This window comes from Micromonospora sp. NPDC050495, from assembly GCF_040655175.1.
Lineage (GTDB): Bacteria > Actinomycetota > Actinomycetes > Mycobacteriales > Micromonosporaceae > Micromonospora.
This window is the reverse complement of the sequence record NZ_JBFAJK010000012.1, coordinates 143,816-162,761: the sequence shown is the minus strand read 5'-3', so window position 1 is coordinate 162,761 and position 18,946 is coordinate 143,816. Positions and strand designations below refer to the sequence as shown.

Sequence of the window (18,946 nt, the reverse complement as noted above, 5' to 3'; positions counted from 1 at the left end):
CTAGTGACACGCCCCGTCACCGGGCCAACCCACGTTTCCCCAGCTCAACCCGCCATTTCGCGGACTAGCCAGCAACCTGATCTGTGGAACCCCGGCATGCGTCTGTCACTCCCGGCAAGAAGGTTCGGCGAACTGTCCTCCTGCTATGCGAAGGATGATCAAGGTCTACACCACAGGTACGACACTTTGCCGTGGAAATCAGGCAGTACGACGGCCGACGCTAGCGGTGGTCAAAACGGTGTTTGATCTTGGAGGCCAGACGTTGACGGGTTCGGGCGCTTACATCGACACGGGCCTCCGAAGTTGGTCGACCGCGGGCGGCCGCGTCGGTGGAACTGCGCCAGTTGCAATTCGATGGCGGCTCGCCGGACGACGAGTAGGCAAAGGGAGTGGACCGGGCCATCTGGGGCTACGCCCGCCGAGCTGACGGTTCCGGCACGTCGCGTGACCCATCAAAGGTCTGGAGCATCATGCAATGCTCGGATCTGCCGCGATCGACGCCAAACTACCCAGGTAGCGGTGGCCGGCCGGGTGGGCCTACTGCGACACGTCCATGATCGTTTGGAGCAGCAGTTCCGGCACTGCGGTCAGCGCTTCGGTCAGTAGTTGCTCGATCGGTACCGCGACTTTGCTGCTGTCGACGGCGATGTGGTCCGCCCATGCCTCTGGTTGGTATCGGGCGAGCATCGACAACGCGAACAGGACAGCCCACCACGCCATGACGGGGTGGAGGGAATCGGTGTTCGCGCCAACAGCGGGAAAGGCGTAGCGATCATGCAGGCGGTAGAGAGTGCTGTGGGCGAGCGCCTCGGCCGTGCGCTCTTGGTAGCCGCTGTTGCTGGACGGATATGCCAGGTTGAGGGTGCCGCCTTGCCCATCGGGATACACGCCCTTGACGTAGATCGCAGTGTGCCCAGCGAGCTTCGGGTACTGACCCAGGAAGGCTTCCAGCGCCGGTATCGGGCCTGTCTGCTGCAGCGGCGGCATGATGTCGGCCGAGATGCCTGTGACGATGAGCTGCACGGGTGACGCCGTCTGAGCCTGATGTAACACGCTGTACTCATCGACACTCACTGGAAGTGGGACTTTACCGACCGAGCGCTCCAAGGGGAACATGCTGCCCTCCGGCAGGGTGTTCCACAGCTCTCCCAGCGACACCGGCGCAGTGCCGTCCCAGGTCGGCGAGTTCAGGATCTTCGACAGGCGGGTGAAACTACCTGCAGTGGTGTTGTCGCCGTACACCTGGACCTTGGCGACGGGGCCGACGAGCGTGGACGTGTTGACCTTGATGCCGTGCCCGACCAGGGGGTAGTCGTTGTTGGATACCTGCTTGGCGGCGGCTGCGATGGCCCGGCCGCCCTGTGAAAGCCCGTAGAACAGCAGAAGCGGGCGGGTCGCGATACCCACGTTCGCGGCGGCGGTGAACATCTGCTGCGCTTGTTCGAGTGCGGCGACATAGGTCTTGCGGCGGCCCCCTTTGATACCGGCGGGCGCCTCGGCTCGGGTTGACCGAAGTGCCGCCCATACAAGGTCAATGTCTACCTTCGCCGCCACCCGATGATCGTCCGCTATGTCGCGATCGGATGCCAACCGATTTCAGTGCGTGAACGCCGGGCGAATCAGCTTTGCACGTCACCAGGTCCACCGAGGGTCCGCAGGGGCAGCAGCGGCCGGGGTGGCGAGGCTCTCCCCGCCGGGACTCTGCCCGAATGCGCTATTGCTCCGCCGCAACACCCTCATCTTGGCCGCCGACCAGGTACATCGACTGCCATCGAGCGCGGGCTGAGGTGGTCACCTCCTGTGATCGACCGCCAATACGCTGGCAAGCGGTTACTGCGGAGCCAGGAAACGGGCGATCGACGGCTGCTTCCCCGCCAGGGCGCCACAGCTCTCCCCGTACCGCCGCAACGCCTCGTCGCAGGCCTTTGCTCGCGCCCGCATTCCGGCCACGGCCGGCTCATCGCCGAACCCCCGGTACAAGGCGAAGGACGCACCAGCTCGCCCGGCCGCGGTCACTGCCGCCAGTACCGACCCGCCGGCCTCCATTGGGTGGGCCTGCCATACCGCCTGTCGTCCATGCACTTGGGCGCTGTCGCCCAGCCGCCACGGTAGCCCGTGCACCACCCCCGACAACATCCCGTAGACCTCCGGCAGATCCGCAAATGCCCGCTGCACCAAGTCGGTCGCTTTTACCTCGATGGACGTCTCCGGCCCGCCGGCAGTAACCCGCACCCCCTTGACACGGTCACCGCTGCGGTTGGACACCAGCTCAATGCGGGCACGCTCGATGAGCGTCAGCAACTGCTCCTTCTCCTTGGCGACCGCAGCCTCGGGAGAGGCCATGTAGGCATTGCTCGGCACCCGCGCCGCCGACTTCGCCGCCATCCCCGCGTCCGCAATCAGTAACGCGACACCCCTCGAGAACCGCGCCTCGAACGGCTGCCCCTCGGCAAGCACGTGCATCAGCAGCGCTGCAGCCTCCACCGCCGAGCGGGCCAGACTCGCATGCGCATACACGGGCACCCCAACCTGCGGCTGATCGAGCAACACCCCGAGAGCGCGCACATGGTCGGTCACGTGCACCGCCATGTGCAGGCAGGCCAACGCGGCCCGGCTCCACAACTCCTGCCGGTCGGCGCTGCGCACTGACGACAGCAGCTCCTTATGGTCGCGGGTGGCCGGCGCGCTGGCCGGTGCGGTGGAATCCAGGATTGGCCCGAGGAGCCCGTGCAGGTCATCGGCCTGCTCCCGGCAGAACCGGCTTGCCCGCATTAAGAACTCGACGGTGGGATCGCTTCGCGTCACAGCAACCTCATCTCAAAGCCGGTCGCGTCGTCATCGTGCCTGCCCCACACGCGCCGCCGCATCCCCGTTTGGGCCATCGCCGCCGAGGCGACGACAGGCCCCGCCGATCTCTGTCGCCGTTCAGCTTCGTGCTCCACCAGGCCATGCGGCTACTCCTCGGGCTCGGCGCGCACCAGCAGGCCGGTTGCGTGGGACAGGGCCAGGGCGACGGTGGGCACGTCGGCCCACCACTGCCCGGACCAGCGGGGGACGTCGGACAGCAGCCACCAGGCGGTCGCGGTCGGCGCGGCAATCCACACGGATGGGCACCAGCGGCAGAACAGCAGGTACGCCAGCGGGCTGCCTTCCGGCAGCCGGCGGACGATCGCTTCCCGGGGTCGGCGGGTGATCTCGTCGGCGACGATCAGCCGGGTCACCCGCGCGACGAAGAGCACCACCACCACCGCGATCTCGATCAGCCCGTCGCGGATATGGGCATAGGCAATGGCACTGCGGCCGGACAGGCACCGTGATGCGCCCGGCTCATCTACCGTGTGGCCGTGGCAGGAACGGATTGGGCGGTTGTGGCCGCCGGACTGGGCGGCACGGTGCTGGGCTCGGTCCTGCAATGGGTTCAGACTGCAAACCAGGCACGGCGGGAACGCAAGCGCGAAGCCAACGCGTGGTCCAGGGAAGACCGGCGGTCGTGGGCGGACAAGCGGCAGTCGATCTACCTAGACACCGTCGCCACCATCGACGACCTGAGGTCATCGTTGAGATCCGACCTCGACCCCTGGATCATGAAGCCGCTCGTCACCGACTTGAAGCCTGAGGGTGAACCACAGTGGCACGAGCCGGCCGGCCCGGCCGCGAACTGGCGCCGGCACATGGCCGAGATCCAGTTCTACGGATCAGAGCCGGTGCAGGCGGCAGCGATGCGGCTCGACAGAACGTTCAACCTCCTGGAGCTGGGGATCTTCAAGATCGACCCGGGGCGGACCCTGAGATTCGTCCAGCAACTCTCCGAGGATCTGGTCGCCGCGATGCGAACAGACCTCGGTCTCACCGCAGGTGAAGGCAAGGACCCGATCCCCACCGAGAATCAAATGGTCGGGGAGTTCATGCGCGAGGTCGTGCGGCGATCCAACGAGTGATCGAACACTTGTTCGAGTAGCCTGCGGGGCGTGGAGTGGCGCGACCGGTGGCACATCACGATCCGCTGGGACCGGGCCGACAACAGCCCGGCCGGCGTGGTGTCGGTCGAGCGCGTGGTCGACCACCCGGACGAGCTGCGCTACCTGATCGGCCGGGCCCGCGCCGACCCGCACGTGGTCGCCTTCCCGTACCGGCGGGTCCGCGAGCTGGTCGGCGAGGAGCCCGACGCCTGCTTGGAGGGGCACCGGTACGCCGGCGGGTCGGCGACCAGGCCGGTGCGCGACTGGTGGCCCTGCTCCTGCGGCGGGCACCTTGTGCTGCGCTGCCGCCTGTGCCCGGACATCCGGGTCGACCCGGTCGTCAGCACCGAGTGCGACGCCGCCAAGCCGCGGCCGGACAGCTAGCCCGGCCTACGGGACCAGGCAAACCTGGCGCCCCAAGATTGTCAACCGCACCCGACGGACAAGGGGTCCGCCATGGCGAGAGTCGATCTTGCCAGGCTCTCCGCATGCCACCATGCCGCCGCAGACCGCCGCGCCAGATGCCTGACGCCGCCGACGTCATCGTTCCCGGGTTCACCAACCTGATCCGCCCTCCGACTGATCCGTTACCCGGAGTAGCCGGGGACCGGCCGAACAGCCGACGACAGTCCGCCCGGGGACGCCGCCCAGGTCCACCACGAAGCCCGACTCGCCGTACACGCCGGTGGGCAGGGGTGCCGAGGAGGCGCCCTGTCGGCTTCGCCCACTACAGTTCTCGGAGTCCGGCTCGGACTGGTCGCCAAGCTCGTCGCATGGACCCAGTTCCAGGCCCCGGACGATGTGCCGTGGTCGACCGACCCGGTGCGAAACGAAGGACGGGCACCCGGCTGCAACCGGATGCCCGTCGAAGCGCAACACGATCGCCCTTGCCGGCAGAAAGAGTCAACGCTGTGGAAAACAACGTACCTGATGCTGTGGCCACACAGCACGTGCTGCGGTCCGAGTCGGCACCCCGCGAACGGACCATACCGCTCACCACCGTCGCCTACCTCGCGCTCGCCACGGGTATCGGCGCCGGGGCACACTACCTGCCCGAACTGGCCGGGCCGGTGAGCCTGGGCCTGGCCACGTTCCTCACGCTGGACCGGGTGACCCGACAGATCCGCTGAACCAGCGCGGCCCCCGCACCGGCTTCGGCGCGGGGGCCGCGCTGGTCCGCTCAGCGAACTAACCCCCCGTCGCCCCGTCGCTCGACACGTACCTGAACGTGATCCGGACCGCGGGTGGCTCAGTTGAGAAGCCTGCTGGTCCGCCTGGCGGACTAGCTCTCACTCGTCGACCCGGCGACCACCCGACCCTCGGCGTCGATCCGCAGGCCAGGGCCGGCGACGTCGCCGCCGGCACGGCGCACCGCGTCGATCCGCTCGAACACCTGCTTGCCGAACCCGAGCCGCTCCACCGACGGCACCACCACCAGCTCGGCCAGGCCGTCGTCGACGTCGGCGACGGCCTCCCGCCAGCCGCGGGTGCCGACGTGCGAGCCGACCACCTCGATGCCTTCCTCCGTGCACCAGCGGTGCGCCACCATGGTCAGCTCCTCGGTGGTGGCCTGGTCGCCGCGCACCACGCGGGCGAACAGCACGGCCTGGCGCTGCACCCACCGCCGCCGGCCGGCGTCCCACCGGGCCTGCCGGTACAGCCGGGTCAGGTCCGGCCCCGACCCCTCCACGTCAGGGGCGCACCGCTCCCACCGCTGCGCGGTGGCGTCCCACCGGACGTGCCAGCGGAACTCCTTGCACTCGCGGTGGGCCGGCCACTCCCCCGTCCAGGTCGCCTGCCCGCAGTCGTGGCCGGCCGCGTCGAGCTGGGCCCGGCACCACATCCGCTTCCGGCCGGTGGCCAGGCACTCGGCCACGTCGCACTCGTCGGCGTGCGTCGCGCCGATCGCCACCTCGCACGCCGGGCAGGTGCCGCGCAGCAGCTCCGGCTCCTCCATGCTGTCGGTCGGGCCTGCGCCGGCGGCGCGCACCAGCTCGGTACGCGCCTCCGGTCGACCCGCAGGGGTCAGGCTCACTCGTCGCTCCCGGCGGCGGGCTCGCCCGCGTCCAGGTCGGCCTCCGGGCACGGGTCCGGCTCGACGGCGGCCGCCGTCGGCTCGACGTCACCCTCGGGCAGGTGCGCGTCGACGATCGGCGGCTCGCCGCCGTCGCCGGCCTCGGCCTCCTCGGCGGCAAGCTCGGCCTCGTACGCCAGAGCTTCCGCCTCCTCCTCGGCCTCACCGCGCTTCCGCTCTTCCTCGTCGGCGATCCGCGTGGTACGCCACTCCCGCTCGGCGTCGGACAGCTCGTAGCCGTCCTCCTCCAGCCGGTTCAGCCACGGCACGATCAGGTCGGCGTGCGCCGACCACCGGCCGTCGGCCACCTGCTCGACGTTGTGCTCCTGCGCGCAGACGAGCCGGGTGACGAGCAGCCGGTTCAGCCGGTCCTGCCCAGCGGTTACGCCCTCGGTCAGCTCGCCGCCGCACAGCCCCTTGACCAGCTCGTGGTCGAGCCGGTGCTGGAGGAAGTCGGGCCACACCACGGCGAACCGCATCGCCTCGACCAGCAGGCTCTTCGCGCCCTTCGCGCTGCCGTACTTCTCGACGAGGAACCGGCGCCGCACCGAGGCAGCGGCCCGCAGCCGGTCACGGCGCTCCTCGGTCTCCCGCTCGAGGGCCTCCTTGGCGGCGATCTCGGCCGGGCTCTTGTAGTAGCTGTGCCCGGTCCGCTTGTACCCGTGCGCCTCGGGGTCAAGGCAGACGATGATCACCTCGGCCTTCTCGTACCGCTCTTCGACCAGCGCGCCGTACCCGTCGAGCGCCTTCACGGCCTCCGGGTCGATCTCGCCACCGTCGGCGGTCTGGAGCTGGTCGACGCGCGCCATCTGGCAGTTGTACGGCCACTCCTTCGGCTTCTTCACGATCTTCACGCCGGCCTCGGTCAGCTCGGCGGTCAGCGCTGCGACCGCCTCCTTCACCGACCGCTTGCGGCGCTCCTCCTGGGCCTTGTGCTTGATGCCCCACCCGCTGCCGACGTCCTTGAGGATCTTCTCCATGACCTTCGGGTCGTCCTCGAACTCGGCCAGCTCGGCAACGTCGTCGAGGCTCAGCTTCCCGGCGTCGGCCGCCGCGGTGGCGGCCTCGCCGAGCTTCGTCAGCTTGAGCGCGGACTGGACGTGCTTCTGCGCCCGGCCGGTCCGCCGCGCGATCTCGGCGACGTCCAGGCCGAACAGCTCCAGCTGCGCGTACCCGGCCGCCCGCTCGCTCTCGGTCAGGTCGGCGCGCTGGTCGTTCTCCACCAGCATCGCGACGACCTGCGCGGGGGCCAGGCCCTCCAGGTCGGGCCGCACCAGGCACGGCACCGTCTCCGGCTGGCCCTCCGGCCACTCGCCGGCCTCGATCGCCTCGGCCGCCGCTTTCGCGCGTCGGTGGCCGGCGACGATCCGGTGGCCGCCGCCGTCGGGCACGACGGTCAGCGCCTGCAGAACGCCGCTCGCGGCGATCGAGGCGCGCAGCTCGGTCAGGTCGCCGAGCTGGGTCCGCAGGTTCGTCGGGTGCGCGACCAGCTCCCGCGGGTCGAGCTGGGCGAGGTGCGGGGCCTTCTTACCCCGGGGCCGCGCCTTCACTGCTGCTGTCACTTCCGCTCTCTCCTCTTCCAAGTGAACACGGAGGTACGGTGAGGGCCGTACATAAACATTGTATCAATCAAGATCATCCACCGTCCAATCAGGAACCGCCTTGACCTGCCGTTTTGCCTCGCAGCGGCGACGCCACCACCGCCCGCCGGGACTCCTTCGACCGCAGGTACGTCACGCCGTGCACCAGGGCGTCCAGCCGGTCCGGGCTGTCGCCGGACTCCGGCGTCCAGGTCGTCAGCTGGTCCTCCAGCGCAGGGAACGTCCCGACGTGGTGCACGCGCGGCGGGTCGACCTCGTACCGAGCGGCCACCGGCTCGGCGCGCACCCGCTTGCTGGCGCGGGCCTGCACCACGTCCAGCGGCGGGTCACCGCCGGGCAGCAGGCCCTCCTTCTGCATGGCCACCCACGCGTCGACGAGGATGTCCCGCAGCCACGCCGACGACCCCTCGTAGACCACTACGTCGGCGTCGACGTCCAGGTAGCACTGCCAGATCCGGCGGGCCGCCGCCATGCCGGCGATCTTCATGCTCCGGTCCGCCAGGACGTAGTGCTCACCGTCCTCGCCCCGGCCGACCGCGACGATGCCCGTCTCGTCGCTCGTCTCCGACACCGTGTCCGCCGGGTCGACCGACACCACGGTCCGCACCAGCGGCGGCACGTCGTCCTTGTCGACCCGGCCGGCCTCGATCCACGCCGACTTCCACAGCGCGCCGTCGACGTCGGACAGCAGCTCGGCGTCCAGCTCCTGCCGGCCCAGCCGGGTGCCGCCGTACTGCTCCAGCAGCTCCTCCAGCGCCTCCGGGCTGAGGTTGTCCGCGTTGTCCAGCGTCCGGCCGCGGGTCACCACGACCCGGGGCCGGCGGCTGCGCGCGCGCTGCTTCTTCGACCGGGCCAGCAGCTTCTTCACGTGCGGCAGCGGCTTCGGCGTGGTGCTGATGACCATGCGCGGGCTCGCCGCCTCGCGCATGCAGAACCACAGCATGTCGAACACGCCCTGCGCCGTCTGCACCGGCCAGGCCGCGTACTCGTCGAGCCAGCAGCCGTCGAAGTCGTAGCCGCGGAGCACGTCCGGGTCCTGCGCGCCGAACCCCCGGATGATCGCCCCGTTCGTCAGCTCCAGGTACGGCTCGCTCTTGTTGAACGTCCGCACCTCCTTCGGCGGGATCACCGCCAGCAGGCCGGCCCGCCGCGCCGTGAAGCAGACGTTGAACACCTCGCGGTGCGTCTTCGCGACCACCGCGTAGTGCCCGCCCGGCCTGGTCCCGGCCCACCTGCGCACCGTCTCGGCGCCGGTGCGGGTCTTGCCGAAGCCGCGCCCGGCCAGCAGCATCCAGATCCGGTACCAGGCCGGCTCCATCTGCTCCGGCCGGGCGTGCCGGAGCCAGTCGTACCGGGCGAGGCCCTGGACCTCCGACACCTCGCGCAGGTACGCGGCCAGCTCGGCGTCGGTCATCAGGGCCGGGTCCGGGTACGCCAGCAGCACGGCTCAGCTCCCGGCCCGCATCTCGGCTTCGCGCTGGCGCACGTCAACGGCCGCGCACCAGGCCAGCAGCAGCGCCACCGCCACCATCACCGCCGGGCAGCCGAGGGCTGCCACGCCGACGAACCGCAGGCCCGCCCACACGGCCAGCCCGGTCAGGCCCAGCCACCCGCCCAGCAGCAGCCGCCACGTCCACGCGTGCACCCGCAGCTTCCGCCGCTGCTCGCGGGTCAGCCGCGGGGGCGGCGGCGCGGCGATGCGCGGCGCCGGCGGTGCCTTCGCGTCCAGCTCCGCCCAGCCGCGCACCATCCCGCCGGGCCGGTACGCCGGCTGGGGGGCAGCCGGCGTACCGGCCCGGTGCGCCGTCAGCAGCCGCGCCGACCGCGGTCGGTGCCTCACCGGGACGCCACCCACAGCACCGTGCCCATGCCGGCCGCCGCCGCCAGCCCCACCAGCAGCACACCACCGGCCACGCACCACATCGCCCACCTCGGCAGCCGCACCTCCACCGCGATCCACGCCTCCCCGTCAGTCCTGCTCCGCCGGCCCACCGCCTGCCTCCTCGTCCTCGTCGTCGTCGCCGCCCGGGTCGTCCGGCTCGGCGGCCGGGTTCGCCTGCCCGGCGCGGGCGGCGGCCTCGGCCATCAGCGCGCGGAAAAAGTCGGCGCGCTGCTGCTCGCTCATCTGCTCGACCTCGGCGCGGATCGGGCCGCCGTCCGGGCCGGTGTGCGCCGTCGTGGAATCGGGCAGGCCCAGCGCCAGGCGCTCGACGCGGGTCGACACCTCCAGCCAGCGGGCGACGTCGCCGGGGGTCAGCTTCGACGCGTCGAGGGTCTGCAACCGGGCGACCAGCTTCGCCTGCAGCGCTGACGCGATCCGCGCGTGCCGGCGGGACATGTCGCGCCGCTGCTCGGCCAGGCCCTCGGCGTACAGCCGGTCCTCTTCCCGGTCCCACGCCTGCGCCCGCTGCACCCACTTCCAGCGGGTGGCCAGCTTGTGGAGGTAATCCCGGCTTTTGTGGACCTGCTCGGCGACCTTCGCGACGGTGCGGGTGCGGCCCAGGTCCCGGTACAGGGCGAAGTACCCGTACGCCTTCTCGGGCTCGCTGCGCTGCCGGTCCCAGGGCAGGATCTCCGGCTCGCTCATGGTCACCTCTTCCAGCTGCGGGCGGCCCGGCCCGAGTCAGGCCGGGCCGCCCCCGATCAGTGGCCGCTCCTGCGTCCTCCGCTCATGGGCGGCCGGGCGATCGCCGCGTTGCCGTACATCAGGGCGTCGTCCAGGGCGGTCAGCACCATCGACGTCTCGCGGCCGGCGGGCAGGCTGCGCATCGCCTCGGCCATCGCCGCCTTGACCGTCTTCCGCCACGCCTGGTGCGCCTCGGCGGTCGCCAGGTCCTTCGGCGGGTGGTAGTCGCAGCGCCGGTCCAGCTCGTACCGCTGGCGCTCGTCGAGGCCGGCGTACACGTCGCCTGGGGTGGAGTTGGGCATCTCTTCCTCCTAGTGTCCGGTCGCGGTCGCCGACTGCGACCGCATTGGCATCACCGCTGGCGGAGCCGCGTCGTGACGCGATGTCGCTTTACGTGGACGGTTGTGGCTCGGCGTGGCTAAAGTGGAGTCGACGGTGGCCCTGCGTCACCGGTTTCTCCTGTCGACTGCCGGTGACCCCACGCCCGGCGAGGGTCGACGCAGAGGGACAAGGGCCGAAAGCTCGCGCAGGTACGGTCACGCGACCGCGCGACCGGTGCGGCACGTCTATCCAACGACGGCTGCGTGGGGAGCCGTCGAGGAACGGACGTTTGCCATGAGCAGGAACAAGGCCGCCAAGCAGCTCGCCTCCCAGCAAGGGATCTCCTACTCCGCCGCGCTGCGCCAGGTGCGCCAGGCGTACCAGCCGCCGATCCCGTCGTTTGAGTCGCTGCTGGCGGACGCGATCGCCGACGACTGTGAGGGGATGGCCGGTCGCGAGATCGGGCGCAGGCTCGGCGCGAACCGGCGGGCGGGGCTGTCGTTCGGCGACGTTGAGCTGCCCTACGACGTCCTGGCGGACATCGAGGTCGAGAAGGCCGAGCCCGATCTCGGCACCGTCAACTGGAACCAGGACGACGAGTACGACGGGGACTCGGTCGGCAACGCCGCGGTGGAGGCCGAGGTGACCTTCACCGGGTACGGCAAGCTGGCCGCGGTGACGGGTCGCCCCGAGCTGGTGGTGGTCGATCCGGACGTCGACGGCGACGCCCAGGTGCGCTTCCACAGGCGGGTGCGGCTGCACTGGCACTTCATGTACACGCCTGGGGTCGAGTATCTGGACCTGACCCGCGAAGGCGCGTCCGAGCTGGTGCCCCTCCACCCGCACGCGTAGGCCCGGACGGGCCATCGGGCGTCCGCCGCGCACGGCTGCGGCGGACGCCTGGCCGCCGGCCATCACAGCCCCGAGAGGTAGTCGGCGGCCAGGAGCTCCAGCGCCCGCCAACGCTGGTCAGCGGTCACCTCGCCCGAGCGGACCAGCTTGTCCACGGCGCGGGCCAGCACGGCGGCGGCGTCGGCCGGCATCGAGCGCGTCTCCAGAACCGTCTCGATCGGCACCAGCCGGTTGGCGTTGCCGATCGGCTCGCCCGCGTCCGGGTCGTACCACACGCCGTCGCGCAGCTCGCCCAGGTGCCGCTCGAAAACGGCGAGGATCAGCCCAAGAGCGGTGGCCACGTTCCCGACGTTGTGCGCCCCGTGCGCCGTAGCGAGAGCGTCCAGGGTGGCCTCGTAGTCGGCGTACCCGGCGAGCCAGCGGCCGTCGGCCTGCACAAGCTTCCGCGCCTCGTCGAAGCTGGCCCGGGCGGCTTCCAGCTCGTGCGGCAGGAACACCAGCTGCACCGTGGCGAAGTCCAGGTTCGCCTCCGACAGGCCCTCCAGGTCGACCTGCGCGAGCAGGTCGAGCTGCTTGTCGTCCAGCCCCGAGTAGGCCCGCCAGTCCACGTCGTCCAGCTCCTCGTACAGCTGCTTCAACGTGGCCGGGTCGTCCTCGCCGGCGATCGCGTTGTGCGACAGCTGCAACGCCACCTGCCGGGCGCGGCTCAGCTTCTGCTGCACGACCATCACCGTGATCTCGGTGAGGCCCGCGTCGATCGAGGCGGTGACCCGGTGGTTGCCGGACAGCACCACCTTCCGGTCGCCGTCGATGTCGTGCCACACCAGCGGCACGCTCGTCAGGCAGCCGTCGCGCCTGATGTTCGCCACGAGCCGGTCGTACTGCTCCTTGCGCATGTACCGCGCGTTGACCTCCAGCAGCGTCAGGTCCTGCGGCCGGACGGTCAGCAGCTGCGGGTCCAGGGGCAGCTCGTCGACGTCGCTCACCGGCCGTCTCCCCGGTACTGGATGGCGAAGCCGGGGATGCCGAGGCCGAAGTCCGGGTCGGCGCTCGCCGGCCGGATCGGGGCGTGCAGCACGAACTCGTCGGCCGAGCAGGCGGGCCGGTTCGGCATCAGCCCGGCGGGCACGCCCGACCAGCGGAACCGCTCCTGGCAGCCCAGGCAGCGGATCGAGAGCTCCACGATGTACGCCACCACCGTGGGGTCGTCGTCGGAGGCGGTGAGCCGCTGCACGTCGGCGTCCAGGTGCATGTCGGGGTGCTGGCAGGGCTTGTCCGGGTCGGCCGGCTCGTGCCGGAACTTCCCGTGCGTCGGGCACACGCCCGTCTCGGCGCCCTCGTCACACTGGTAGGGCGTCAGCCGGTCCCACAGCGTCTTCGGGCAGCCGGTCTGCTCGGCGGCGGGCGGCTCGCCGCCGCGGTGCTCGTCGCTCATCGCTCGTCCTTCCCGTGGCGGCGCTTCCACTCCGCCAGCGCCTCTTGCAGGGTCCAGTCGCCCAGCGGGCCGCCGTACTGGAGCTGGTAGCGGTGGATGCCGTCGGCGGCCGGCTCGGTGCGCTTCTGCAACTTCACGCCGGGGATGCCCCGGCCGTACTTCGCGCTGTTCGGCCGGTCCGTGAACGCCGTCGTCGACCAGCCCGTCAGCCGCTTCGACAGGGACCGCTGCAACAGCAGCTGCGCCTCGCGGCTGGCGGCCGCCATCACGATCAGCTTCGCCAGCCGCCGGTACCGGGTCCACGACACCGGGAAGTCGCTCATCAGGTACGCGGTGCTCGGGTCGAACTTCGGCGGCAGGTACGCGAACGCCCCGACCAGCTTCCGGTCGACGCTCACCGCGCACGCCAGCAGCGGGGAGCCGGGCAGGATCGTCTTGCTCATGAACTGCGACCGCACCGCCGAGAACTGCCCGCCGGTCAGCACGTGGATCGCCATGCGGTCGCCGAGGTCCTCGTCCGGCCCGATCTTCGGCAGCAGTATCGGCGCGACCTGCTGGGCGGGCGCGACGACGCGCCGCGCTCCGGACGACGCGTAGACGTAGATCGGCATGCCGCGGTTGGAGGTCTGGACGACGCCGCGCAGCCAGGGGCGCAGCTCGTCGCGGGCGATGTGCAAGCCGAGGATCCAGTGCGGACGGTCGAGGACCGCCCCGATGATCTCCTCCTTGCCGTCCTCGTCCAGCAGCTCGTAGCTCGGCGCCGGCCAGTCGAAGAACTCGTCGATCCCGGCAAACTGCTGCTCGTAATCTCCCGCGAAGAACGGCGGAAACATGGCTACCGGGGCGTCCTCGGGCACCACGTCGCGCAGGTAGTCCCGCACGTCCCCGCAGTAGTAGTCGGCCAGGCGCAGCGTCAGCGCCGACAGCTTCGCCACCGTCTTGGCGTGCATCGTCGGGAACTGGCCGACGGTCGCCCGGACCATCCGCTCGTAGTAGACGCCGGACCTGCCGACGTACTGGAGGAACCGGGTGCCCAACATCAGCGTCGCCAGGGTGTCCGTCGACGTGGCCAGGTACGCCTCCAGCCAGGCCAGCTCCTCGCGGTGCTCGTCCTTCAGCCGGTAGTCCAGCTCCCGGCCCGCCAGCCACCAGCCGAGCGCCGAGCTGTAGGCCTGGACGTCGTTGCCGTGGATCGCGCGCCGCTCGCCGGTCCGGCTGTGCAGCGTCCGCTCGATCGTGAAGTTCCCCGAGCAGCCGACGTACAGGTCGGTGTCCGGCCAGGACTCGGCATGCTCGTAGATGATCGAGCGCAGGTCCGCCGGGATGCTGCCGTGGAACACGCCGCTCACCACCTTCCCCCGTGGCCGGGCGTCGAGCGCCGGCCAGGACTCGAACCTGGGCCTCCACCGTGGAACGGCGGCGTGCCAGCCAACAGCACTTCCAGCGCATCACACGTGCCATGCACGCGCAGTACCGGATAGTAGCCGTACACCCGGCGGCCGGCGAGAGGAGATGACAGCTCCCAACCTCGCCCGTGGCCGGGCGTAGCCCACCGTAGACCTGCCGGGCCGCAATGGTCTACAGTGACCCCGCATCCAACGCCGGCGGACTGGAGGAGGACGAGGTGGCCAGGGACTACACCTACGCCGAGGCCGCGGCGAAGCTTCGCATCGCGGAGACCACCCTCCGGCGCTGGGTGTCCAAGGGCCGCGTCCCCTGCCACCGCCTCGGCCGCAAGGTCCGCTTCACCGACGAGGACCTTGCCGCTGCCTACAAGCCGGCACCCGCCACGGCCCGGCGCTGATCGTGGGGCCACCGGCAAGCGATCGCTACATCGCATTCATCGGTTCTCCGCCGGTCAGATGCCGGCACCCGGTGGCCCCGCACCACGCCACACCCCCTAGACCGTCCTAGGAGGATCGGTTCCACAGCGGGCAGCGAGGCACCCCACCCCCACGACTGGTGGGTAGCCTCATGCTCGTGTCACCACCTGAGCCAACGCAGCTACAGCTCACGGCGGCGCTGGGAGCGGCCGTTGCAAGGCTCCGCCACGACGACCATGAACTCCAGCAAACAACGGAGCGGGTCGTCGTCGCCCGGCTGATGATCTACCTCGACCAGGAGCTGGGGCTTCTCCCGAATCCCAGAGGATTCCGCCTGGACATGGAATACGAGCGCGCTGGAACGGACCCGAAGGCGTTTGCTGGCCGCGGCCCCAACGGACCTTTTCCCCGCAAAATCGTCCCCGACCTGATCTATCACCAACGACTGGGTGGGGAGGAGTATGCCAACCACCTCGCCATCGAGGTGAAGGCGCGGCCCAATCGCAGGGAGGACCACGATCTTGCCAAGCTGGCGTTGCTGACGGGACGCGCGCCGTACGCCTTCGCCCTCTTCTCGCCCAACACGCTGAGGCTTCCCGACCCATCAGACCCTCCGGCACCCCCGCCTGACCGGCACGTCGTCGTACTGCCACCCCAAATGAGGCCGTACACGTTTGGCGCGTTTCTGCGGCTATACCGGGACCATGACTTCATCGAATGGGTCTAACCCCCAGAAGCAGCCCTTGAGCCATGCAAGACCCGCACACCTTCGGTGTGCACGACGCGCGCAGATCTGCCGCTTTTGAGCGGTCGATGCCAACATCAGGGCCGAGGGCTCCCTTCGCGACATCCTGTTCTGTCGATGAGCGGATGGCGGAGCTGGCGCGCCGTCCTCCACGCCGACGTCCACCAACACGCCGTCGGCTTCCTACCAAGCCAGACCGCTTGCGTAGTCTGTCCTCCGGGTCCTTGGCGGCCCGACGCGCGTGGCACGGCGGTCGAAAAGGTGTGAGGTTGAGCGAAAACCTGGAGCAGCTAGGTCCAACAGGCTTCCAAGACCTCGCGGCCGCCCTGGCGGTCGCCTCCTTCGGCCCGGGGGTTCAGGTGATGGGCGCAGGCCGTGACGGCGGGCGCGACCTGTACCACCGGGGTTCGCTCATCTGGAAGCCGGTCGATGATCAACCTGGCGAGGTGTGGGACGGATACACCGTCCTGCAGGTCAAGCACATGGCCACCCCGTCCAGCAATCACCAGGAGAACGCCTCCTGGCTGTGGGGCCAGGTCCGCAAGGAACTAGAAGCCTGGGCTGACCCCGAGGGAGATCGCAAAGCCGTTCCCGACTATCTGCTCGTCATCACGAACGTGATGCTCACGCCGTTCCCGGAAGTCGGCGGCCACGATGTCCTCCACGCGAACATCACGAACTACCTCAACCGACTCCGGGACGACACTCGGGATACCGGCGGGGAGGCCACGGCTGAGCGGCGGGCCCGGCTGGCGAGGTTGTCGCGCATCAAAAAAGTGCGTTTCTGGGACGGCAACCAGGTCCAAGCCCTGCTCAATGTGCACCCCGGTGTCCGCGATGCGTTCCCGGGGTTCCTTACCGCTGGGGATGTCTTCGCCGCCCTGACACAGTTCACCGACAACATCCCACTCAAAGATCTCGAAACCGGACTGCGGGCGCACGCGAAGACCACACTCATGGGCGGCGAGGGCCTCATCTACTTCGACGAAGCGGGAGGCGGTGACGGCCAAGGGATCCCCGTACACGACGTGGCCATCGACTTGCCGATCACATTTGCCTCCGGTACGCAGCGCACGAGCGTGGTGAAGTACGTGCTCGACCGTGCCGAACATGTCCTCAAGCCCGGCGTCACGACCCAGGAGGCCCCCCGGCACTTGATCATCACCGGTGCGCCTGGCAACGGCAAGACGACGATCTCCAAGTTCCTGGTCCAAGCGTTCCGCGCGGCCATGCTCAAGGGCGCCGACAACCTCGGTGAGAGCCACGGTGAAGTCATCAGAGGCACCGAGGACGCTCTAAAGCGCTTCGGGCGCGAGCTGCCGAAGAACCGCCGCTGGCCGATGCGCATCGACCTGGCGGAGTACGCACAGGAAGGCGGGCTCGACGACGACTCGACCTTGCTGTGGTGGATCGCGCACAAGGTTTCGCGCCGGTCGGACATGGGCGACGTGAAGCGGTGGGCGCTGAAGACCTGGATGCAGAGGTGGCCGTGGCTACTCGTCTTGGACGGACTCGACGAAGTCACCGAACCCGCCGTGCGTAGGCGGCTGATCGAACGCGTCACCGAGTTCGTCAATGATACCGAAGCCGACAAATGCGATGTGCTGGTCGTCCTCACCACCCGGCCGGTGGGCTATACCGAGAACATTGCGCCCGCGCACTTCGAGCGGATCGACCTGGACGACCTCGATCTCGCCGAGGCCGTCCGCTACGGCGACCTCGTGACGAAGGTCCGGCTTCGCTGGGACGACGAGCGCATCGGCAGAGTACGCAAGCGTTTGCGGAAGGCAGCCGAAGACGAAGCCCTGCAGCACCTGCTGCGGACCCCGCTACAGGTCCTTATCCTGACCATCATCATCGACGGCGCCGGACAGCTTGCCCCGGACCGCTACAGCCTCTTCCGGGGCTACTACGACACGGTGTTCAAGCGAGAACGCGACAAGCCCACTGGCCTGCACAGGATGCTGCAGGACCACGGCCAGCAGATCCAGCAACTGCACGAACGGGTCGGATTCGAGCTGCAGGTGCGCAGCGAGGCTGGCGCCCGCTCCTACGCCACCCTCACGCGCGAAGAACTGCGGCAGATCGCATGGCAGGTCCTGGACGAGGCGGGGTTCAAGCCTTCCGGCAAGGACGCCGCCCTGCTGGACAAGATCTTCAACGCGTCCACCAAGCGGCTGGTCCTGATCGCGCCCCGCGCGGACGGCTACGGCTTCGATGTGCGGTCCCTGCAAGAACTCATGGCCGCCATGCACCTGACCACAGGCCCGCTCGACGGGGTACTCCAACGTCTGCGAGCCTCCGCCGCCAGTCCCTTCTGGCGCAACACGTGGCTGTTCGCCGCCGGCCAGCTCTTCTCAACCCCTCAGCCGTATCAGCACGAGGCCCTGGTCGGCCTCGTTGAGACGATCGACGGGGACGCCGACGACCGCCTCGGCCATGTGGCGCCGGTCGGCCCGCGGCTCGCACTCGACATCATCGACGACGGCATGGCCCGTTCCTACCCCAAGTGGCGCGACCGCCTCACCGCGCTCGCAATGAAAGTCCTGTGGGAGCCCAGCCCGCCGGACCTTCCCTCGATCACCAAGTACCTCGTGCGCTTCGCCAACACCGGCGACGACCAACGAGCGGCGGTTGCAGAGGGACTGCGGGACGCACTGGGAGGGATGCCTACCGCACGGGAGACGGCGATCTCGCTCCAGCAACTGGTGCCCGCTATCGCCGACGAGGTCCGTGCGCGCGCCGACGTACGCGGCCTCGCCCACGTACGGAAACACCCGGACGCAAGACTCCCACTCGAGCCCGCGAACGGCTGGGAGGAATTCGACACCGAGATCGCCACCACCCCGTGTATCGGAGAAGAAGCCCGACTGCTCCACGACGGTGCCGCCGCGCTACGCCACATCAGCGCCGAGGCAGTCCGGGATGAGGACGCCACTGCCATTCAGCGAGCGCTGGAGGTACGGCCAGTGGCGACCGGGCTCGCAGCGGCCCTGGCACACGTGATCGGGCATGAAAGAAAGCTTGTCGAGAACGTGCGAGACGGCGTGCTGCCGGGCGTACACCGTCGGCCCATCGGTGAGCAGCTTCGATCGATGACACCCGACGACCTCTAGTCACCGGGCACGGCCTGCTCGCTGCCATGGAGTAGCTGCGAGGAGACTGGACAGCGCGCACCGCGATGGAGCGGGAGGCAGACCGGCGCTCCGGCCAAGGTGGACCCGGCGGCATCGTGGTCACCGTCACCGGGGTCGAGCTGCAGGAGACCTGGGAAACCGAGTCCGGGTACGGCGTGAACGGGACGGCGAACTTTACGCTGACCAGCGGGCTGCTGCCTCAGGTGTCGCAGTCGGTCGGCCTGACGTGCGAGGCCAACGCAACAGACGACGGCACGGTGAAGACCACGGTGAAGAACCGCCTGTGACGGAGTCGAGAGGGACGAAGCGCCCCGCTCACCCTCGGCGGGCGGGCGCTTCCCAGCACCGCCAGCGTGATGGCAGCCGCGCTGCC

Annotated in this window: 21 protein-coding genes, 1 tRNA gene and 1 pseudogene; 9 read left to right on the top strand and 14 right to left on the bottom strand. The window is 69.7% G+C overall.

What is annotated here, in order from left to right; genetic code table 11:
• Positions 1 to 537 precede the first annotated feature (537 nt).
• The 3 genes from AB0I11_RS15375 to AB0I11_RS15365 all read right to left on the bottom strand — a co-directional run bounded on the left by AB0I11_RS15375 (position 538) and on the right by AB0I11_RS15365 (position 3,248).
• Complete coding sequence (locus AB0I11_RS15375) at positions 538 to 1,554, bottom strand: YaaC family protein (RefSeq protein WP_357319598.1); 1,017 nt, start codon at positions 1,552 to 1,554, stop codon at positions 538 to 540.
• Positions 1,555 to 1,830: 276 nt separating this feature from the next.
• A complete protein-coding gene (locus tag AB0I11_RS15370) occupies positions 1,831 to 2,805 on the bottom strand; it encodes a hypothetical protein (protein ID WP_357319595.1) in 975 nt (324 codons plus the stop codon).
• Between the two features lie 149 nt (positions 2,806 to 2,954).
• The gene (locus tag AB0I11_RS15365; RefSeq protein ID WP_357319592.1) at positions 2,955 to 3,248 is read right to left on the bottom strand and encodes a hypothetical protein; all 294 of its coding nucleotides are present in this window, start codon (positions 3,246 to 3,248) and stop codon (positions 2,955 to 2,957) included.
• A 96-nt stretch (positions 3,249 to 3,344) separates the two neighbouring features.
• Between AB0I11_RS15365 and AB0I11_RS15360 the strand changes: the two genes are divergently transcribed.
• From AB0I11_RS15360 to AB0I11_RS15345, 4 genes and pseudogenes are all read left to right on the top strand, one after another.
• Entirely contained in the window at positions 3,345 to 3,938 is a 594-nt protein-coding gene (locus AB0I11_RS15360; protein WP_357319590.1) for a hypothetical protein, read from the top strand.
• A gap of 30 nt (positions 3,939 to 3,968) precedes the next feature.
• Complete coding sequence (locus tag AB0I11_RS15355) at positions 3,969 to 4,343, top strand: hypothetical protein (RefSeq protein ID WP_357319587.1); 375 nt, start codon at positions 3,969 to 3,971, stop codon at positions 4,341 to 4,343.
• A 551-nt stretch (positions 4,344 to 4,894) separates the two neighbouring features.
• A complete protein-coding gene (locus AB0I11_RS15350) occupies positions 4,895 to 5,089 on the top strand; it encodes a hypothetical protein (RefSeq protein ID WP_357319584.1) in 195 nt (64 codons plus the stop codon).
• 68 nt (positions 5,090 to 5,157) lie between these two features.
• A pseudogene (locus AB0I11_RS15345) lies at positions 5,158 to 5,220 on the top strand (30S ribosomal protein S6); the annotation flags it as partial.
• 21 nt (positions 5,221 to 5,241) lie between these two features.
• Here AB0I11_RS15345 and AB0I11_RS15340 read toward each other — a convergent pair.
• The 7 genes from AB0I11_RS15340 to AB0I11_RS15310 all read right to left on the bottom strand — a co-directional run bounded on the left by AB0I11_RS15340 (position 5,242) and on the right by AB0I11_RS15310 (position 10,562).
• The gene (locus AB0I11_RS15340; RefSeq protein WP_357319581.1) at positions 5,242 to 5,994 is read right to left on the bottom strand and encodes a hypothetical protein; all 753 of its coding nucleotides are present in this window, start codon (positions 5,992 to 5,994) and stop codon (positions 5,242 to 5,244) included.
• A complete protein-coding gene (locus AB0I11_RS15335; RefSeq protein ID WP_357319578.1) occupies positions 5,991 to 7,595 on the bottom strand; it encodes a ParB N-terminal domain-containing protein in 1,605 nt (534 codons plus the stop codon). Before AB0I11_RS15335 ends, AB0I11_RS15340 begins: the two co-directional genes overlap by 4 nt.
• 88 nt (positions 7,596 to 7,683) lie before the next feature.
• Positions 7,684 to 9,078 (bottom strand): terminase family protein, encoded by a 1,395-nt coding sequence (locus AB0I11_RS15330; RefSeq protein WP_357319575.1) that lies wholly within the window; start codon positions 9,076 to 9,078, stop codon positions 7,684 to 7,686.
• Between the two features lie 3 nt (positions 9,079 to 9,081).
• Positions 9,082 to 9,474, bottom strand: a complete 393-nt coding sequence (locus AB0I11_RS15325; protein WP_357319573.1) for a hypothetical protein — start codon at positions 9,472 to 9,474, stop codon at positions 9,082 to 9,084.
• Positions 9,471 to 9,626 carry a hypothetical protein gene (locus AB0I11_RS15320; RefSeq protein ID WP_357319570.1) on the bottom strand — a complete coding sequence of 52 codons (156 nt, stop codon included), beginning with the start codon at positions 9,624 to 9,626 and terminating at the stop codon, positions 9,471 to 9,473. Before AB0I11_RS15320 ends, AB0I11_RS15325 begins: the two co-directional genes overlap by 4 nt.
• On the bottom strand, positions 9,604 to 10,221 hold the full coding sequence (locus tag AB0I11_RS15315; RefSeq protein WP_357319567.1) for a hypothetical protein: 618 nt from the start codon (positions 10,219 to 10,221) through the stop codon (positions 9,604 to 9,606). The genes AB0I11_RS15320 and AB0I11_RS15315 overlap by 23 nt, the downstream gene beginning before the upstream one ends.
• Positions 10,222 to 10,277: 56 nt before the next feature.
• A complete protein-coding gene (locus tag AB0I11_RS15310) occupies positions 10,278 to 10,562 on the bottom strand; it encodes a hypothetical protein (protein WP_357319564.1) in 285 nt (94 codons plus the stop codon).
• 313 nt (positions 10,563 to 10,875) lie between these two features.
• Here AB0I11_RS15310 and AB0I11_RS15305 point away from each other — a divergent pair, with 313 nt between their 5' ends.
• Positions 10,876 to 11,433 (top strand): hypothetical protein, encoded by a 558-nt coding sequence (locus tag AB0I11_RS15305; RefSeq protein WP_357319561.1) that lies wholly within the window; start codon positions 10,876 to 10,878, stop codon positions 11,431 to 11,433.
• 62 nt (positions 11,434 to 11,495) lie between these two features.
• On the opposite strand, the gene AB0I11_RS15300 is transcribed toward AB0I11_RS15305, so the two are convergent.
• From AB0I11_RS15300 to AB0I11_RS15285, 4 genes are all read right to left on the bottom strand, one after another.
• Positions 11,496 to 12,419 carry a ParB N-terminal domain-containing protein gene (locus AB0I11_RS15300; protein WP_357319558.1) on the bottom strand — a complete coding sequence of 308 codons (924 nt, stop codon included), beginning with the start codon at positions 12,417 to 12,419 and terminating at the stop codon, positions 11,496 to 11,498.
• The gene (locus AB0I11_RS15295; protein ID WP_357319555.1) at positions 12,416 to 12,868 is read right to left on the bottom strand and encodes a hypothetical protein; all 453 of its coding nucleotides are present in this window, start codon (positions 12,866 to 12,868) and stop codon (positions 12,416 to 12,418) included. The genes AB0I11_RS15300 and AB0I11_RS15295 overlap by 4 nt, the downstream gene beginning before the upstream one ends.
• Positions 12,865 to 14,217 carry a hypothetical protein gene (locus AB0I11_RS15290; RefSeq protein ID WP_357319553.1) on the bottom strand — a complete coding sequence of 451 codons (1,353 nt, stop codon included), beginning with the start codon at positions 14,215 to 14,217 and terminating at the stop codon, positions 12,865 to 12,867. Before AB0I11_RS15290 ends, AB0I11_RS15295 begins: the two co-directional genes overlap by 4 nt.
• A gap of 25 nt (positions 14,218 to 14,242) precedes the next feature.
• Positions 14,243 to 14,315, bottom strand: a tRNA-Gly gene (locus AB0I11_RS15285).
• Positions 14,316 to 14,492: 177 nt separating this feature from the next.
• On the opposite strand from AB0I11_RS15285, the gene AB0I11_RS15280 reads away from it, so the two are divergent.
• The 4 genes from AB0I11_RS15280 (at position 14,493) to AB0I11_RS15265 (ending at position 18,860) form a co-directional block, all read left to right on the top strand.
• Complete coding sequence (locus tag AB0I11_RS15280; RefSeq protein WP_357319550.1) at positions 14,493 to 14,672, top strand: helix-turn-helix domain-containing protein; 180 nt, start codon at positions 14,493 to 14,495, stop codon at positions 14,670 to 14,672.
• Positions 14,673 to 14,848: 176 nt separating this feature from the next.
• Complete coding sequence (locus AB0I11_RS15275) at positions 14,849 to 15,418, top strand: hypothetical protein (RefSeq protein ID WP_357319547.1); 570 nt, start codon at positions 14,849 to 14,851, stop codon at positions 15,416 to 15,418.
• 287 nt (positions 15,419 to 15,705) lie between these two features.
• On the top strand, positions 15,706 to 18,552 hold the full coding sequence (locus AB0I11_RS15270; RefSeq protein ID WP_357319545.1) for a hypothetical protein: 2,847 nt from the start codon (positions 15,706 to 15,708) through the stop codon (positions 18,550 to 18,552).
• A gap of 116 nt (positions 18,553 to 18,668) precedes the next feature.
• Positions 18,669 to 18,860: a hypothetical protein gene (locus AB0I11_RS15265; protein WP_357319542.1), complete on the top strand. Its 192-nt coding sequence runs from the start codon at positions 18,669 to 18,671 to the stop codon at positions 18,858 to 18,860.
• Positions 18,861 to 18,946: the final 86 nt, after the last annotated feature.

Coding starts and splice junctions, on each gene's coding strand:
- AB0I11_RS15315 (WP_357319567.1), bottom strand. CDS start 10,221: ATGAGCGAGCCGGAGATCCTGCCCTGGGACCGGCAGCGCAGCGAGCCC.
- AB0I11_RS15295 (WP_357319555.1), bottom strand. CDS start 12,868: ATGAGCGACGAGCACCGCGGCGGCGAGCCGCCCGCCGCCGAGCAGACC.
- AB0I11_RS15310 (WP_357319564.1), bottom strand. CDS start 10,562: ATGCCCAACTCCACCCCAGGCGACGTGTACGCCGGCCTCGACGAGCGC.
- AB0I11_RS15305 (WP_357319561.1), top strand. CDS start 10,876: ATGAGCAGGAACAAGGCCGCCAAGCAGCTCGCCTCCCAGCAAGGGATC.